The sequence below is a fragment of the Comamonas sp. AG1104 genome (assembly GCF_003350425.1).
GTDB classification, from domain to species: Bacteria; Pseudomonadota; Gammaproteobacteria; order Burkholderiales; family Burkholderiaceae_C; genus Comamonas; species Comamonas testosteroni.
This window is the reverse complement of record NZ_QQAS01000005.1, coordinates 182,327-198,260: the sequence shown is the minus strand read 5'-3', so window position 1 is coordinate 198,260 and position 15,934 is coordinate 182,327. Positions and strand designations below refer to the sequence as shown.

Here is a 15,934-nt window from a genome sequence, read left to right as displayed (position 1 = left end):
TCTGTTTTGGAAGGAGAGCAGGGCTGCGCTCCTTCTCGACGGCCCGACGCGCTCAGTCCACAAAGACCTTGGGCGCGCCTGTCTGCATGCGGCCAATCACTGCAGCGTCGCCAAATCCGCTGTCGGCAAAGACCTTGAGTACTTGCTGGACAGCATCCGCCGCACAGGAAACAAGCAGGCCGCCAGAGGTCTGAGGGTCGGTCAACAGTGCTTTCTGAGCGTCTGTCACGGTTGATGCCAACTGGATGTGCTCACCATAGGATGCCCAGTTGCGCCCCGATGCGCCCGTGAAAATGCCTTGCTCTGCAAGCGCCTGAACGCCGGGCAGCACGGGCAGCTTGGCGCTTTCAATGCGTGCACTGAGCTGGGCACCACGGGCCAGTTCCAGGCCGTGGCCCAGCAGGCCAAAACCGGTCACGTCGGTCAGCGCGTGCACGCCCTCGAGCTTGGCAAGTTCTGCGCCGGGGCGGTTGAGCTTGGTGGTTGCATCCACCATGGCGCGATAACCTGCATCATCGAGCAGATTCTTCTTGAGCGCCGCCGAGAGAATGCCCACTCCCAGCGGCTTGCCCAGAATCAGCACATCGCCGTCCCTGGCATCGGCATTGCGCTTCATCTGCTTGGGGTTGACGATGCCGATGCCGACCAGGCCGTAAATGGGCTCGACCGAATCGATCGAGTGGCCGCCCGCCAGTGGAATGCCTGCATCGCGGCAGACCGATTCGCCGCCCTCCAGAATCTTGGCAATCACATCGTGCGGCAGCACATTGATGGGCATGCCTACAATGGCCAGCGCCATCAGCGGCGTGCCACCCATGGCGTAGATATCGGACAGCGCGTTGGTGGCGGCAATGCGGCCAAAGTCATAGGGGTCGTCGACGATGGGCATGAAAAAGTCCGTCGTCGCCACAATGGCCTGCTCGTCATTGATCCTGTAGACGGCCGCGTCGTCTGCAGTTTCTGTGCCTACCAGCAGGTCGGGGAAAAACTGCTTGGGCAGATTGCTTTTGGCCAGCAACTCCGACAGCACGCCGGGTGCGATCTTGCAGCCACAGCCGCCGCCGTGGGACAGAGAGGTCAGGCGCGGGGTTATGGGGGAGGAAGTACTAGTGGATGTGGTGGAGTTCATGGCTGTAGGTTAACTTGCAGTCACCGCAGTGCTGCACTGTTCATCCCTAGTTAGGGCTAGAGCGCAGGTGTCTTGAAATCCTGCTTGGCAGGAATCCATTATCGGCTTCGATAAACAAGCACGGGCTGCGGTGTGTGATCTGGCGATGGCTGGTCTGGATTGTGGTGATCCAGCTTTGCTGTCGATTCTGGTCAGCCGAAAGCAGCTCTGGCGCGTTAAGGACTGAAGCGTTTCCGTGTTGAAGCGCGATCTCGCCGGCCCACGGTGATCTATATCGAGCATGGAGACATATGTCCAATCGCACTTCACTCACCCGCAGCCTGGCAGCCTTGGCGCTGGTTTGCGCAGCGGGTGCCGCCCAGGCACAGGCCTATATCAGCGGCTCCATCTCAGGGCAGCTGGCACCTGGGGTTTACGGTCAGGTCAATATCGGTAATGCACCGCCGCAACTGCTGTATGCCCAGCCGATGTGGGGCGGCCCGGTAGTGCCGCAGGTGCAGCCCATCTATATGTGGGTGCCGCCCGGCCATTCGCGCAACTGGCGCCGCTACTGCGGCCGCTACCATGCCTGCGGCCAGCCGGTCTATTTCCTGCGCAATCCGCCACCTCATTGGCGTGCCGCCCCGCCGCCGCCCCACCATTACGAGCGACGCGACTGGCATGACGACCGCCGGGACCATAGGGGCTGGGATAGAGACGATCGCCGCGATCGACGCGACTGGGACAGGCATGATCGCGATGACCGGGGGCGCGGCCATGGTCATGGGAATGGGCGTGGGCATGGACGCCATGACGACTGAATTAGGGGTTAACCACTAAACCCACTGTTGCTTATGCACAGCAATGAAGGCTGAATGCTATTAAAAAAATAGCAATCAGCCTTTTCTTTTTGTTGGCTACATGCTTTGTTTGTAGGTATTTATACGTGTTATGAGTGGGTGCTTTGCTATGCCTTTAAGGCATAGCTGCTAGCGGAGGGCTTGCCTAGTGGGAGGGCGCAGGGCTACCGACAATAGTCCCATTCGTTTTGACTAGATGGTTGCCCTGATGCAAGCCCACCCTGTCGAGCGTCCTGTCCTGGCGGTGCGGCTTGGCCGCAACGCGACGGGAGTGGCTCGAAAGGCCTCAAAGGCCGGGACGCGGCATTCGGGATTGCGGGGCAGCCATGGCATCCACTTCAGGAGTCTTCCGGCATGAGCGCAGCACTCAAAGGCATTTCTTCCATGGCAACCCGTCAGGTCCTTGCAGATCTGGTTGCAGCCTGGCAGGCCCAAGGCGGCGAGCCAGTGCAGATCGAATCCGTGGGTGGTGTGGATGCTGCGCAGCGCGTGCAGTCCGGTGAGGAAGCCTTTGATGTGGTCTTCCTGGCCTCCAACGCCATCGACAAGCTGCAGGCCGCCGGCCGAGTGGTTGAGGGCAGCAAGGTGGATCTGGTGCTCTCCAGCACCGCCGTGGCCGTGCCTGCCGCTGCGGCCCAGCCCGATATCGGCTCGGAAGAGGCTGTGCGCGCTGCCGTGCTGGCAGCGCCCAGCATTGGTTACTCCACCGGCCCCAGTGGTGTGGCGCTGCAAAAGCTGTTCGAGCGCTGGGGCATTGCCGACGAGATCAAGTCCCGCATCGTGCAGGCCCGGCCCGGCGTTCCCGTGGGCTCCATGATTGCTTCGGGCGAAGTGGCGCTGGGCTTTCAGCAACTGAGCGAGCTGATCCATGTTGAAGGCATTCGCATCGTGGGCGGCCTGCCTGCCGCGATTGCCATCGACACCGTGTTTTCGGCCTGCGTTGTGACGGGCTCGGCCCATGCGGATGCCGTGCAGCGTCTGCTGGCCTTCATGGCTTCGCCTGAAGCCGAAGCGGCCAAGCGCCGCCAGGGCATGGAGCCCGCTTGAATTGATTCGTGTCCAGGCGGGGGCCTGGCACTGACACCCCATCCAGCAAAAGGGCAGTCATAGCCCTTTCGTGACGGACGTACCAGATGCCTTTGAGGCTTTGGCGCCAGCCGCGAGACAGGAGATAGAGGCGACAAAGAGAGGCAACTGAGATACCAAATATGACTTCGCAAACTAGCAAACAGAACACCGACCCGACGGTCGTCAATGTGCAGACCGTGCTCAACGAGAGCCCGTTTTCACGCTTTCAGTGGGGGATTTTCTTTCTCTGCTTTTTGATCGTTCTGCTCGACGGTTTTGATACCGCCGCCATCGGCTTCATCGCACCTTCGCTGCTTGGCGAATGGGGCATCGACAAGTCCCATCTGGGCCCGGTGCTGAGCGCGGCCCTGTTCGGCCTGGCGTTCGGCGCTCTGGGCGCGGGTCCGCTGGCGGACCGCGTGGGCCGCAAGACCGTGCTGATCATCGCCGCGGTGGTGATGGGCGGTGCATCGATTGCTTCCGGTCTGGTGCACGACCTGCAGGCTCTGACCACCTGGCGCTTCATCACTGGCCTGGGTCTTGGCGCTGCCATGCCCAACGCCATCACGCTGATGAACGAATACTGCCCTGACAGCAAGCGTTCCTTCATCACCAACTGCATGTTCTGCGGCTTCCCCATCGGCTCGGCCTTTGGCGGCTTTATCGCCGCCTGGATGATTCCGCATTTCGGCTGGCGCAGCCTGCTGATCGTGGGTGGCGTGGTGCCCCTGATCCTGGCCGTGCTGATGATCGTGATGCTGCCCGAGTCGGTGCGCTTCATGGTGCTCAAGAACTATCCGGCAGACCGCGTGCGCAAGGTGATGGTGCGCATCGCCGCCGGCACGCGCAATGCTGCGCGCTTCGTTTTGAACGACAGCAGCGCTGCTGCCGCCCAGGCACAGCAGGGTCCTCAGGGCCTGCGCCTGGTGTTCTCGCAGAAATATCTGGTCGGCACGCTGGCCCTGTGGGTGACGTATTTCATGGGCCTGGTGATCGTCTACGGCCTGGTCAACTGGATGCCTGTGCTGTTCAAGGAAGCGGGCGTGCCCTCCAGCCAGGCAGCCGTGATTGCCGCACTGTTCCAGCTCGGCGGCGTGGGCGCGATCTTTGTCGGCCTGCTGATGGACCGCTGGAATGCCAATCTGATCATCGCGACGGGATACTTCCTGACCAGCCTGGGCGTGGCCTTCATCGGCCAGGTGCTGGGCGGCGGCGTGGGCATGCTGGTGGCTTCGGTCTTCATTGCCGGTTTGCTGATGAATGCGGCACAGTCGTCCATGCAGGCCCTGGCTGCCGAGTACTACCCCACGGAATGCCGCGCCAGCGGTGTGTCCTGGATGCTGGGCATCGGTCGCTTTGGCGGCATTGCAGGCTCCTTCCTCGTGGCCGAGCTGTCGCGCCGTCACCTGGAGCTGCCGCAGGTCTTCATGGTGGTTGCCATTCCTGGTGTCATCGCTGCGCTGGCGCTGCTGGTCAAGAACCGCTATGCCGGAGGCGCACCGCGCACCTCCATGCTGGGCCTGGGCGGCGCGCACTGAACTTTTTGATAGACAAATTATTTTGAACGGAGCTTGAAGATGATCATTGACGTACACGGTCACTACACCACGGCGCCAGCGGCCCTGGGCGCATGGCGCGATCTGCAGATCGCCGGCCTCAAGGACCCGAGCAAGACCCCGTCGGTGGCCGATCTGAAGATCAGCGACGATGAAATCCGCGAGACCATCGAGACCAACCAGCTGCGCCTGATGAAGGAGCGTGGTTCCGATCTGACCATCTTCAGCCCCCGTGCCTCGTTCATGGCGCACCACATCGGTGACTTCCAGACCTCCAGCACCTGGGCCGCCATCTGCAACGAGCTGTGCTTCCGCGTCAGCGAGCTGTTCCCCGACCACTTCATTCCCGCCGCCATGCTGCCCCAGTCGCCCGGCGTGGACCCTGCAACCTGCATCCCAGAGCTGGTCAAGTGCGTGGAGCAGTACGGCAACGTTGGCATCAACCTGAACCCCGATCCTTCGGGAGGCCACTGGACTTCGCCCCCGCTGTCCGACAAGAGCTGGTACCCCATCTACGAAAAGATGGTGGAGTACGACATCCCCGCGATGATCCACGTCTCCACCAGCTGCAACAGCTGCTTCCACACCACGGGCAGCCACTATCTGAATGCCGACACCACGGCCTTCATGCAGTGCCTGACTTCGGATCTGTTCAAGGACTTCCCGACCCTGAAGTTCCTGATCCCCCATGGCGGCGGCGCCGTGCCTTATCACTGGGGCCGCTTCCGCGGTCTGGCGCAGGAGATGAAGAAGCCGCTGCTGGAAGAGCATCTGCTGAACAACATCTACTTCGACACCTGCGTCTACCACCAGCCCGGCATCAACCTGCTGACGGAAGTGATTCCGACCAAGAACATCCTGTTCGCCAGCGAAATGATCGGCGCCGTGCGCGGCATCGATCCGCAGACCGGTCACTACTACGACGACACCAAGCGCTACATCGAAGCCACGCAGAACCTGACGGCCGATGAAAAGCACGCCGTCTACGAAGGCAATGCCCGCCGCGTGTTCACCCGCCTGGACAAGGCGCTGAAGGCCAAGGGTCTGTAAATTCTCAAAAAAGGGAGCGGCTACCGCAGGTAATGAAACGTTTTCAGTATGAAAACTATTCAAATCTGATGTATAGCATGCGATAGAAGCTCACTTTTTTGATTCAATCACGTCAAAGCAAAGAGGTATTTCCATGTACGAACTGGGAGTTGTCTACCGCAATATCCAGCGCGCCGACCGCGCTGCTGCTGACGGCCTGGCCGCCCTGGGCTCTGCCACCGTGCACGAGGCCATGGGCCGCGTCGGTCTGCTCAAGCCCTATATGCGCCCCATCTATGCCGGCAAGCAGGTCTCTGGCACCGCCGTCACGGTGCTGCTGCAGCCCGGCGACAACTGGATGATGCATGTGGCTGCCGAGCAGATTCAGCCCGGCGACATCGTGGTCGCTGCCGTCACCGCCGAGTGCTCCGACGGCTACTTCGGCGACCTGCTGGCCACGAGCTTTCAGGCGCGCGGCGCACGCGCCCTGATCATCGATGCCGGCGTGCGCGACGTGAAGACGCTGCAGGAGATGGACTTCCCGGTCTGGAGCAAGGCGATCTCTTCCAAAGGCACGATCAAGGCCACCCTGGGCTCGGTCAACATCCCCATCGTCTGCGCCGGCATGCTGGTCACGCCCGGTGACGTGATCGTGGCCGACGACGACGGCGTGGTCTGCGTGCCCGCCGCGCGTGCCGTGGAAGTGCTGGCCGCCGCCCAGAAGCGCGAAAGCTTTGAAGGCGAAAAGCGCGCCAAGCTGGCCTCGGGCGTCCTCGGCCTGGATATGTACAAGATGCGCGAGCCCCTGGAAAAGGCCGGCCTCAAGTACATCGACTAATCGGAACATCGGTCCTCAAAAATCATTACAACAGGAGCAACCGCATGTTCTCTTCCTTCAAATCTTCCGTGAACCTCTCGCGCCGTCACTGTCTCGCCGCTGCGGCCAGCCTGGCTGGCGCCGGCGCCTTGGGCCTGGGTACTGCCGGCAATGCGCTGGCGCAGGCTGTCAAGGCCGCCGCCGGGAACAAGGGCACGCAGCTCGTTCTGCTGGGCACCAAGGGCGGCCCGCGCGTGGGCGGCGAGCGCTCCAACCCGGCCAGCGTGCTGCTGATCGACGGCGAGCCGTTCGTCGTCGATTGCGCCTATGGCGTGGCGGCCCAGCTGGTCAAGGCCGGCATTGCGCTGCCGCGTCTGAGCAAGGTGTTCATCACCCATATGCACTCGGACCACAACCTGGAATACGGCCCCTTGCTGTATTCGGCCTGGGCTGCCGGCCTGCGCAACCAGGTCGATGTCTGGGGGCCGCCGACGCTGGATGCGATGACCAAGGCCTTCATGGAGTCCATGAAGTTCGACATCGATATCCGCATCCCCGACGAGAGCAAGCCCGATCTGCGCAAGATGGTGAACACGCACGAGTTTTCCAAACCCGGCGTGATTCTGGAGAACGACAAGGTCAAGGTGACGGCGGTGCGCAATATTCACCCGCCCATTGCGGACTCGTTTGCGCTGCGCTTCGACACCAAGGACCGCTCGGTCGTCTTCTCGGGCGACACAACCTACTGCCCGGCCGTGGCCGAGCTGGCCAAGGGCGCCGACGTGCTGGTGCACGAGGTGATCTATGTGCCCGCCGTGGACGCCATGGTCAAGCGCGTACCCAATGCCGCCACGCTCAAGGAGCATCTGCTGGCCTGTCACACCACCTCGGTGGATGTGGGCCGCATCGCTGCGGCCGCCGGCGTCAAGAAGCTGGTGCTATCGCACATCGTGCCGGGCGACGACCCCAGCATCACCGACGAAATGCTGCTGTCCGATGTGCGCCAGCATTTCAAGGGCGATGCCGTGGTTGGCAAGGATTTGATGGTGATCTGATCACTCTTTCAAGATAAGGACTGGATTGATATGAGCCAATTTGAAAAGACCCCCGGCTGGCTGGACTGGTATGCCAACCCCAGCAAGCCCCAGTTCAAGCTGCCTGCCGGCGCTGTGGATGCGCACTGCCACGTGTTCGGCCCCGGCAACGAGTTCCCCTTCGCCCCCGAGCGCAAGTACACCCCCTGCGACGCCAGCAAGGCCCAGCTGTATGCACTGCGCGACCATCTGGGTTTTGCACGCAATGTGGTGGTGCAGGCCACCTGCCACGGTGCGGACAACCGCGCCATGGTCGATGCCTGCAAGTCCTCGGGCGGCAAGGCCCGTGGCGTGGCCACGGTCAAGCGCTCCATCAGCGATGCCGAGCTGCAGGAGTTACATGACGCCGGCGTGCGCGGCGTGCGCTTCAACTTCGTCAAGCGCCTGGTGGACTTCACGCCCAAGGACGAGCTGATGGAGATCGCGGGCCGCATCGCCAAGCTGGGCTGGCATGTGGTGATCTATTTCGAAGCCGTGGATCTGCCCGAGCTGTGGGACTTCTTCACCGCGCTGCCCACCACCGTGGTGGTCGACCACATGGGTCGCCCCGACGTCAGCAAGGGCGTGGACAGCGAAGAGTTCGCGCTGTTCCTGAAGTTCATGCGCGAGCACCAGAACGTGTGGAGCAAGGTGTCCTGCCCCGAGCGCCTGTCCGTCACCGGCCCCAAGGCCCTGGATGGCGAGCAGAATGCCTACCAGGACGTAGTGCCGTTCGCGCGCCGCGTGGTCGAGGAGTTCCCCGATCGCGTGCTCTGGGGCACGGACTGGCCGCACCCCAACCTGAAGGACCACATGCCCGACGACGGCCTGCTGGTGGACTTCATTCCCCATATTGCTCCCACCGCAGAGCTGCAGCAAAAGCTGCTGGTGGACAACCCCATGCGTCTGTACTGGCCCGAAGAGGTCTGACGGAGTTCCGGCGACACATACACCCGGAAACAGGCCGCAGCCTTGTCGCATGGGCTGCGCCATCCGTAAACGAGGAGAATTTATGGCTTTGGAAAAACCGTATCTGGACGTGCCCGGCACCATCATTTTCGATGCCGAGCAGTCCCGCAAGGGCTACTGGCTCAACCAGTTCTGCATGAGCCTGATGAAGGCCGAGAACCGTGAGCGCTTCCGCGCCAACGAGCGTGCCTATCTCGACGAGTGGGCAATGAGCGAGGAACAGAAGCAGGCCGTGCTGGCGCGCGACCTGAACTGGTGCATGCGCACTGGCGGCAATATCTACTTCCTGGCCAAGATCGGTGCCACCGACGGCAAGAGCTTCCAGCAGATGGCCGGCTCCATGACGGGCATGACCGAAGAGGAGTACCGCGCCATGATGATGGGCGGCGGCCGCTCTGCCGAAGGCAACCGCTACGTGGGCGAGGACGGTGATGCGCAGGCACACCATCAACCCCAGGGCAGCGCAGGCAACCAGAACAAGGAAGGCAACTAAGACATGGCACGCATCACCGCATCCGTTTTCACCTCGCATGTGCCTGCCATCGGCGCTGCCATGGACATGGGCAAGACCCAGGAAGCCTACTGGGCGCCCCTGTTCAAGGGCTATGACTTCTCGCGCCAGTGGATGAAGGACAACAAGCCCGACGTGGTATTCCTGGTCTACAACGACCACGCCACGGCCTTCAGCCTGGACTGCATCCCGACCTTTGCCATCGGCACGGCTGCCGAGTTCCAGCCCGCCGACGAAGGCTGGGGCCCGCGTCCCGTGCCCAAGGTGGTCGGCCATCCCGATCTGGCCAGCCACATCGCCCAGTCCGTGATCCAGCAGGACTTCGATCTGACCATCGTCAACAAGATGGACGTGGACCACGGCCTCACGGTGCCGCTGTCGCTGATGTGCGGCGAGCAGGACCCCAAGACCGGCTCCTGGCCCTGCCCGGTGATCCCCTTCGCTGTGAACGTGGTGCAGTACCCCGTGCCCACCGGCCAGCGCTGCTTCAACCTGGGCCGCGCCATCCGCAAGGCCGTGGAGAGCTACGACCAGGACATCAACGTGCATATCTGGGGCACGGGCGGCATGAGCCACCAGCTGCAGGGCGCGCGCGCGGGCCTGATCAACAAGGAATGGGACAACCAGTTCCTGGACCTGCTGATCGAGAACCCGCACGGACTGGCCCAGATGCCGCACATCGACTATGTGCGCGAAGCCGGCTCGGAAGGCATCGAGCTGGTGATGTGGCTGATTGCGCGCGGCGCCATGTCCGATGTGGACGGCCCCGCACCGCTGCCCAAGGTGGCGCACCGCTTCTACCATGTGCCCGCATCGAACACCGCGGTGGGCCATCTGATCCTCGAGAATCAGTGAACGTTTCACCACGTTCGCTGCTTCGCGTATTCACTGCCCCCTGTGGGGGGCTTCGCCTCCTTGAGGCGGCTCTACGGAGACCCAAATCATGAGCAAGACCATCAAAGTAGCGCTGGCTGGCGCGGGTGCCTTCGGCATCAAGCACCTGGACGGCATCAAGAACATCGACGGCGTGGAAGTCGTCTCCCTGGTCGGTCGCCGCTTTGACCAGACCAAGGAAGTGGCCGACAAATACGGCATCAAGCATGTGGCAACCGATCTGGCCGAAAGCCTGGCGCTGCCCGAAGTCGATGCCGTGATCCTGTGCACGCCCACGCAGATGCACGCCGAGCAGGCCATTGCCTGCATGAAGGCCGGCAAGCATGTGCAGGTCGAGATTCCTCTGGCCGATGCCCTGAAGGATGCGCAGGAAGTGGCCGAGCTGCAAAAGCAGACCGGTCTGGTGGCCATGGTGGGCCATACCCGCCGCTTCAACCCCAGCCACCAGTGGGTGCACAAGAAGATTGAGGCCGGCGAGTTCAACATCCAGCAGATGGATGTGCAAACCTACTTCTTCCGCCGCACCAATATGAATGCGCTGGGCCAGGCCCGCAGCTGGACCGACCACCTGCTGTGGCACCATGCCGCCCACACCGTGGACCTGTTCGCCTACCAGGCCGGCAGCCCCATCGTCAAGGCCAACGCCGTGCAAGGCCCCATCCACAAGGATCTGGGCATCGCCATGGACATGAGCATTCAGCTCAAGGCCGCCAACGGCGCGATCTGCACGCTGAGCCTGTCGTTCAACAACGATGGCCCTCTGGGCACCTTCTTCCGCTACATCGGCGATACCGGCACCTATCTGGCCCGCTACGACGACCTGTACACCGGCAAGGACGAAAAGATCGATGTCTCCCAGGTCGATGTCTCAATGAACGGCATCGAGCTGCAGGACCGCGAATTCTTCGCCGCCATCCGCGAAGGCCGTGAACCCAACTCCAGCGTGCAGCAGGTGTTCAACTGCTACAAGGTTCTGCACGACCTGGAGCAGCAGCTGAGCGCGGATTGATCAGCGCGGACTGATTGCCTGGCGCCTCTCCGCACGAAAGCCCCCGCAGCCTGTGGCTGCGGGGGCTTGTTTCATTGCGCAAAGTCTCTGTCGCGGGAGATCGTGATCAGGCTCTTGCCTGCCCGAATCCAGGCCCTATACCCTATGCCGAGGTTATGCCTCCCAAGAACCATGGCGCAGCTGACGGGGGGATTGGCCAAACCAGCGCTGGCACGCGCGGGTGAGCACGGCCTGGTCTGAATACCCCAGCAATTGCGCGATATGGCCCAGGCTCAGCTCGGGCTGTGCCAGCAATTGGGCCGCCCAGGTCTTGCGCGCGGTATCGCGCAGTTCTTCGAAGGCGGCGCCTTCCGCCTGCAGGCGCCGCTGCAGGGTGCGCGGGTGCTGGCTCAGGGCGCGTGCCGCCGAGGGCAGGTCGGCCATGCCCATGCGAACCAGATTGGCCAGCGCGCTGCGCACCTGGTCCGTCACACTGGTATTCCTGCCTGGCGCGGCTCCCAACAGGAAACGTTCGACAAACTGCTGCAGCAGCCGGTTGTGGCGAGGCATGGGCTGACGCCAGGCCAGCGGGTCAATGGCAATGCCGTCAAAGCTGGAGCCAAAGCGTGGCAACTGGCCCAGGTGCCGTCGGTATTGCGCGCTGCTGCCCACGGGGGCATGGCGCAGATGGATGGCGGAGGGGCGCAGCGCGCCTTCGGAAAGTACATGGATCAGGCGGCACATATAGGCCACGCAGATTTCCGTGCCCTGGGGCATGGGGGCGTGGGAGGGCAGGCGTGACAGCACTTCCACGCATTCCAGCCCCTCGTCAGGCGCCATGAAGGTTCTGTAGCTCAGGGTGGGGTTGTGGAAGTGGACGTACTTTCCACCCTGCATCATGCCCTCGCGCACGGTGGGCGCGGACTGTATGACCAGCCCCAGCAGGCCCAGGGTTTCGACACCTTGCTGCGCGCACAGGCGCAGCCCGAAATCGTGCACGCCCAGCACGCAGGCGGCTTCCTCTATGACCAGGGCCACGGCGTGGCTGGGCAGGTAGCGCTCGGGGTCGGCCAGATCTTCCGGCACCAGGCCGCAGGCGCGCAGGATGGCGGCGGGGTCGCCGCCCTGTGCGCGCACCAGGTCTTCAAAGCCCGCGAGCGAGGCAGCGCGGACACTGGTCATGACGGCGGAATCAGCGTGTTTGGCAGGCATCGGGGTATGTACTGCATGTCGTTCAACATCAAAATCCTGTCGCGCAAACACAAGTTTTGCCAGAGGGCTAGACCTAGCATGGCTGCGTGACAGACACGATTGACGCAAGTCGGGCCCAGGCTGGAGCTTCACCTCAAGGCTGTGATCCCTGCTCATTCCTGTCGGCTCACGCCCCAGCAGATAAGCAGGAGACACCCGGTATGGCACAGCATTTCGACTCTCTCATCATCGGCGCCGGTATTTCCGGCATTGGTGCGGCCCGTCATCTGCGCGAGCAGTTCGCGGACCGCAGCCTGGCCATCCTCGAAGCCATGGACGGCTTCGGCGGCACCTGGTGGACGCACCGTTACCCGGGTGCGCGCTCGGACAGCGACCTGTTCACCTATGGCTATGGCTTCAAGCCCTGGACAGGCAATGCCATCGCCACGGCCGATGAGATTCGCCACTACCTGGCCGAGACCATTGAGGAGAACGATCTGGCCCCGCTGATCCGCTACGGCCATAAGGTGCAATCGGCCCGCTGGTCCTCCGAGGAAAGGCTCTGGACGCTGGAAGTCACCCACAGCGGCTCGGACGAGGTGCAGACCTTCACCACCGGCTTCCTCTGGGTCTGCGCCGGCTACTACGACCACGGCCAGGGCTATACGCCCGAGTGGCCGACGCTCAAGGACTTCAAGGGCCAGGTCATTCACCCGCAGCACTGGCCGCAGGACCTGGATTACGCGGGCAAGCGCATCGTGGTCATAGGCTCGGGCGCCACGGCGGCCACGCTGATCCCCAGCCTGGCGCCGGATGCGGGCCATGTGACCATGCTGCAGCGCTCGCCCACCTTTTTCCTGCCCGCGTCCGAGCATCCGCTGGTGCCGCTGCTCAAGCCTTTGAACCTGCCCGAGGACTGGTACCACGAGATCATGCGCCGCGCCTTCATCGCGCGCACCGACGAGATCGTGCAGACCTCCAGGCAACACCCCGAAGCGATGCGCGCCTTCCTGCTTGGCGAGATCCGGTCGCACCTGCCCGAGGGCTTTGACATCGACAGGCACTTCAACCCCGGCTACCGCCCCTGGCAGCAGCGCATTGCCGTGGTGCCCAACGGCGACTTCTTCCAGGCCATGCGAGAGGGCAAGGCCTCGGTGGTGACGGACACCATAGAGAACTTCGACGCCAGCGGCATCCAGCTGACTGGCGGCGGGCATCTGGACGCCGACATCATCGTTACTGCCACGGGCTTCAATCTCAAGCTGTTCGGCGGCATTGCGTTCAGCGTGGATGGCGCGCCGGTGGATTTTCGCGAGCGCATCTCCTACCGGGGCGTGATGATCGAGGGCGTGCCCAATATGGCCTACACCCAGGGCTACTTCCGCTCCAGCTGGACGCTGCGCTGCGACCTGGTGTGCGACTGGGTGTGCCGCCTGCTTGCCCATATGCACGAGCAAGGCCATGCCGAGGTGCGGCCCACCGTGGCTGCAGCCGATGCCGGCATGCAGCGCCTGTCATGGATAGAGGCCGACAACTTCAACGCCGGCTATGTGCTGCGTGCGCAAGATGCCATGTTCGGCCAGGGCGACCGCCAGCCCTGGAGGCACGACCTGGAGTACGCAGAAGAGCGCGTGGTTCTGTCCTCCGCATCGCTGCAGGACGATGCCTTGGCCTATCACTAGGTCCGCCCCCGTATCCGTTCCCTCACTCTTTATAACGACAGGAGACTTCACCTATGGCTCTCGATCCCCATCTGGCCGGCGTCCTGCAGCAACTGGCCGCTGCCAACAGGAAAGCCACCGCAGACGGCACGCCCGAAGAAGGCCGTGCCGGCTATCTGGCGCTGACCCGTGGCTCGCTCACACCGCAGCAGATCGTGCCTGTGGCCAGTGTTCAGGACATCACCGTGCCCGGCGGCGCGGGCCCTGTGGCCGCGCGCATCTATCGGCCCGAAGGCGCTGGGCCTTTTCCCACCGTGGCTTATTTCCACGGCGGAGGCTACGTTATCGGCAACCTGGACACGCATGACAATATGTGCCGCGAGATCTGCCGTGGCGCGCGGGCCGTGGTGGTGTCGGTGGACTATCGGCTTGCCCCCGAGCATCCTTTCCCCGCAGGCATAGAGGACGCCGTGGCTGCCGCCAAATGGGTGGTCGCCAATGCGCATGAGCTGGGGGGCAGCGCCACCGTGGCCGTGGCCGGCGACAGCGCTGGCGGCAACTTCTGCGCCGTGGTGACGCAGCAGCTGCGCGATGCGGGCATTGCCCTGGCTGCGCAATTCCTCATCTACCCCGCGGTAGACCATGCCGCCGCCCAGTACGCCAGCGCCGAGGAGAACGCCAAGGGCTATTTCCTGGAAGCCGAGACCATGGCCTGGTTCTACAACCATTACGCCGGCACCTGCCCCGATGCGCTGGATCCGCGCCTGGCGCCGCTGCAGGCCAGGAGTCTGACGAACCTGCCACCCGCCGTGATCGTGAATGCCGAGTTCGATCCGCTGCGTGATCAGGGCGTGGCCTATGCCAAGGCACTACGTGCTGCGGGCGGGCAGGCCGAGCTGATTGAAGGTGCCGGCATGATCCACGGCTTCTTCGACATGGGCCGCTGGTCGCCCGGCGCGCAGGCTGTCATCACGCACAGCATCGAGCGCTTTGCCGCGCTGCTCGATACAAGAGCTCACTGAGGAGGCCCGCGATGACCCATGTGAATCACCTCACCGTCCTCGGTTCGGGCGTGCTGGGCGGTCAGATTGCCTGGCACAGCGCATTCAAGGGCAAAACCGTTGCCGTCTACGACATCTCGGAAGATGCACTGGAGCGCTGCCGCGCCGCACAGGCGCACTACGCAGCCATCTATCTGGCAGAACTCGGTGCCAGCGAAGCCGACATCGAGGCCACGCGCCAGCGCCTGAGCTTTGGCACGGACATGGCCCGGGCCGTGGCCAAGGCCGATCTGGTCATCGAGGCCGTGCCGGAGATCCCGGATGTCAAGACCGGTGTCTACCAGCAGATGGCCCCGCTGCTGCAGGAGCACACCGTGGTCGCCACCAATTCGTCCACCTTTTTGCCCAGCGATTTCGCGGCGGCCACGGGCCGGCCCGAAAAGTTCTGCGCGCTGCACTACGCCAACTACATCTGGTCGGCCAATGTCGTGGAAATCATGCCGCACGCGGCGACGGCCCGGGCCACGCTGGAGACCGTCACCCGCTTCGGCCTCGAGACCGGCATGGTGCCGATTCCCATCGCCGTGGAGCACAACGGTTATGTCATCAACACCTGGTTCCCCGCACTGCTCAAGGCGGCCCAGACGCTGGTGACCAACGGCATCGCCACGCCCGAGGATGTGGACCGCACTTTCCTGATTGCCAACCGCGGTGCCCGCATGGGGCCGTTCGGCATGATGGATATCGTCGGCATGAAGACTTGCTACGACGTGTCCTCCTACTGGGGCCGGCTGCAGGGCGATGCGCAGCAGCTGGCCAATGCCGAATACGTCAAGACCAATTTGATGGACAAGGGGCGCACCGGCGTGCTGGCGGGCAAGGGCTATTACGACTACCCGAATCCGGCTTATGCAGCAGCGGACTTTCTGGCGGTGCCGGCACTGTCGCAGCTATCCGACATCGTCGACCGCTGTACTTCAGAAGCCTGAGCCCTTGGTGCACCTAGACGGCGACGGCGCATGCGGCCCTGCCCGTGCGCCTGTGCCTGTGTCTGTGCCTGTTGCGGCAGTGAGTCGGTGCCGGGCAGGCACCTGGCGAGCACAGATTTTGATGCGGACATTATTTTGGCTTGGCATCGGCCATCGACGAACCGGAATGCGGCTGCTGGAATAATATTGCTCCAGCTTGTATAGCGGCCTGCGCCCTCA

General features: G+C 63.1%; 15 protein-coding genes. 13 read left to right on the top strand and 2 right to left on the bottom strand.

The window, feature by feature from the left end; all coding sequences use genetic code 11:
• Nucleotides 1-52: 52 nt before the first annotated feature.
• Nucleotides 53-1,129, bottom strand: a complete 1,077-nt coding sequence (selD, locus tag DFO48_RS15475) for a selenide, water dikinase SelD (protein WP_003075858.1) — start codon at nt 1,127-1,129, stop codon at nt 53-55.
• 290 nt (nt 1,130-1,419) lie between these two features.
• Between selD and DFO48_RS15470 the strand changes: the two genes are divergently transcribed.
• The 10 genes from DFO48_RS15470 (at nt 1,420) to DFO48_RS15425 (ending at nt 10,894) form a co-directional block, all read left to right on the top strand.
• Nucleotides 1,420-1,929: a hypothetical protein gene (locus DFO48_RS15470; RefSeq protein ID WP_003075861.1), complete on the top strand. Its 510-nt coding sequence runs from the start codon at nt 1,420-1,422 to the stop codon at nt 1,927-1,929.
• Nucleotides 1,930-2,322: 393 nt separating this feature from the next.
• Nucleotides 2,323-3,015, top strand: a complete 693-nt coding sequence (locus DFO48_RS15465) for a substrate-binding domain-containing protein (RefSeq protein WP_114863983.1) — start codon at nt 2,323-2,325, stop codon at nt 3,013-3,015.
• 161 nt (nt 3,016-3,176) lie between these two features.
• Nucleotides 3,177-4,574 (top strand): MFS transporter, encoded by a 1,398-nt coding sequence (locus DFO48_RS15460; RefSeq protein WP_114863982.1) that lies wholly within the window; start codon nt 3,177-3,179, stop codon nt 4,572-4,574.
• Between the two features lie 39 nt (nt 4,575-4,613).
• Nucleotides 4,614-5,642, top strand: coding sequence for an amidohydrolase family protein (locus tag DFO48_RS15455; RefSeq protein ID WP_003067554.1), 1,029 nt, complete (start codon nt 4,614-4,616; stop codon nt 5,640-5,642).
• Nucleotides 5,643-5,775: 133 nt separating this feature from the next.
• Nucleotides 5,776-6,459 (top strand): 4-carboxy-4-hydroxy-2-oxoadipate aldolase/oxaloacetate decarboxylase, encoded by a 684-nt coding sequence (ligK, locus tag DFO48_RS15450; protein ID WP_003075867.1) that lies wholly within the window; start codon nt 5,776-5,778, stop codon nt 6,457-6,459.
• A gap of 44 nt (nt 6,460-6,503) precedes the next feature.
• Complete coding sequence (locus DFO48_RS15445; RefSeq protein ID WP_081033982.1) at nt 6,504-7,493, top strand: MBL fold metallo-hydrolase; 990 nt, start codon at nt 6,504-6,506, stop codon at nt 7,491-7,493.
• Between the two features lie 30 nt (nt 7,494-7,523).
• Nucleotides 7,524-8,441, top strand: coding sequence for an amidohydrolase family protein (locus tag DFO48_RS15440; RefSeq protein WP_114863981.1), 918 nt, complete (start codon nt 7,524-7,526; stop codon nt 8,439-8,441).
• Nucleotides 8,442-8,523: 82 nt separating this feature from the next.
• On the top strand, nt 8,524-8,973 hold the full coding sequence (gene ligA, locus DFO48_RS15435; protein ID WP_114863980.1) for a protocatechuate 4,5-dioxygenase subunit alpha: 450 nt from the start codon (nt 8,524-8,526) through the stop codon (nt 8,971-8,973).
• A 3-nt stretch (nt 8,974-8,976) separates the two neighbouring features.
• A complete protein-coding gene (locus DFO48_RS15430) occupies nt 8,977-9,846 on the top strand; it encodes a class III extradiol dioxygenase subunit beta (RefSeq protein WP_003075873.1) in 870 nt (289 codons plus the stop codon).
• 88 nt (nt 9,847-9,934) lie between these two features.
• Nucleotides 9,935-10,894 carry a Gfo/Idh/MocA family oxidoreductase gene (locus DFO48_RS15425; RefSeq protein ID WP_114863979.1) on the top strand — a complete coding sequence of 320 codons (960 nt, stop codon included), beginning with the start codon at nt 9,935-9,937 and terminating at the stop codon, nt 10,892-10,894.
• Between the two features lie 153 nt (nt 10,895-11,047).
• Here the strand turns inward: DFO48_RS15425 and DFO48_RS15420 are convergent, their stop codons facing one another.
• Nucleotides 11,048-12,085, bottom strand: coding sequence for an AraC family transcriptional regulator (locus tag DFO48_RS15420; protein WP_114863978.1), 1,038 nt, complete (start codon nt 12,083-12,085; stop codon nt 11,048-11,050).
• A gap of 200 nt (nt 12,086-12,285) precedes the next feature.
• On the opposite strand from DFO48_RS15420, the gene DFO48_RS15415 reads away from it, so the two are divergent.
• The 3 genes from DFO48_RS15415 to DFO48_RS15405 are packed head-to-tail and all read left to right on the top strand — an operon-like array spanning nt 12,286 to nt 15,715.
• Nucleotides 12,286-13,746, top strand: a complete 1,461-nt coding sequence (locus tag DFO48_RS15415; protein WP_114863977.1) for an NAD(P)/FAD-dependent oxidoreductase — start codon at nt 12,286-12,288, stop codon at nt 13,744-13,746.
• Nucleotides 13,747-13,799: 53 nt separating this feature from the next.
• A complete protein-coding gene (locus DFO48_RS15410; RefSeq protein ID WP_114863976.1) occupies nt 13,800-14,747 on the top strand; it encodes an alpha/beta hydrolase in 948 nt (315 codons plus the stop codon).
• Between the two features lie 11 nt (nt 14,748-14,758).
• Nucleotides 14,759-15,715: a 3-hydroxyacyl-CoA dehydrogenase gene (locus DFO48_RS15405; RefSeq protein ID WP_114863975.1), complete on the top strand. Its 957-nt coding sequence runs from the start codon at nt 14,759-14,761 to the stop codon at nt 15,713-15,715.
• The last annotated feature ends 219 nt before the right edge of the window (nt 15,716-15,934 follow it).

Coding starts and splice junctions, on each gene's coding strand:
- selD (WP_003075858.1), bottom strand. CDS start 1,129: ATGAACTCCACCACATCCACTAGTACTTCCTCCCCCATAACCCCGCGC.
- DFO48_RS15470 (WP_003075861.1), top strand. CDS start 1,420: ATGTCCAATCGCACTTCACTCACCCGCAGCCTGGCAGCCTTGGCGCTG.
- DFO48_RS15465 (WP_114863983.1), top strand. CDS start 2,323: ATGAGCGCAGCACTCAAAGGCATTTCTTCCATGGCAACCCGTCAGGTC.
- DFO48_RS15460 (WP_114863982.1), top strand. CDS start 3,177: ATGACTTCGCAAACTAGCAAACAGAACACCGACCCGACGGTCGTCAAT.
- DFO48_RS15455 (WP_003067554.1), top strand. CDS start 4,614: ATGATCATTGACGTACACGGTCACTACACCACGGCGCCAGCGGCCCTG.
- ligK (WP_003075867.1), top strand. CDS start 5,776: ATGTACGAACTGGGAGTTGTCTACCGCAATATCCAGCGCGCCGACCGC.
- DFO48_RS15445 (WP_081033982.1), top strand. CDS start 6,504: ATGTTCTCTTCCTTCAAATCTTCCGTGAACCTCTCGCGCCGTCACTGT.
- DFO48_RS15440 (WP_114863981.1), top strand. CDS start 7,524: ATGAGCCAATTTGAAAAGACCCCCGGCTGGCTGGACTGGTATGCCAAC.
- ligA (WP_114863980.1), top strand. CDS start 8,524: ATGGCTTTGGAAAAACCGTATCTGGACGTGCCCGGCACCATCATTTTC.
- DFO48_RS15430 (WP_003075873.1), top strand. CDS start 8,977: ATGGCACGCATCACCGCATCCGTTTTCACCTCGCATGTGCCTGCCATC.
- DFO48_RS15425 (WP_114863979.1), top strand. CDS start 9,935: ATGAGCAAGACCATCAAAGTAGCGCTGGCTGGCGCGGGTGCCTTCGGC.
- DFO48_RS15420 (WP_114863978.1), bottom strand. CDS start 12,085: ATGCCTGCCAAACACGCTGATTCCGCCGTCATGACCAGTGTCCGCGCT.
- DFO48_RS15415 (WP_114863977.1), top strand. CDS start 12,286: ATGGCACAGCATTTCGACTCTCTCATCATCGGCGCCGGTATTTCCGGC.
- DFO48_RS15410 (WP_114863976.1), top strand. CDS start 13,800: ATGGCTCTCGATCCCCATCTGGCCGGCGTCCTGCAGCAACTGGCCGCT.
- DFO48_RS15405 (WP_114863975.1), top strand. CDS start 14,759: ATGACCCATGTGAATCACCTCACCGTCCTCGGTTCGGGCGTGCTGGGC.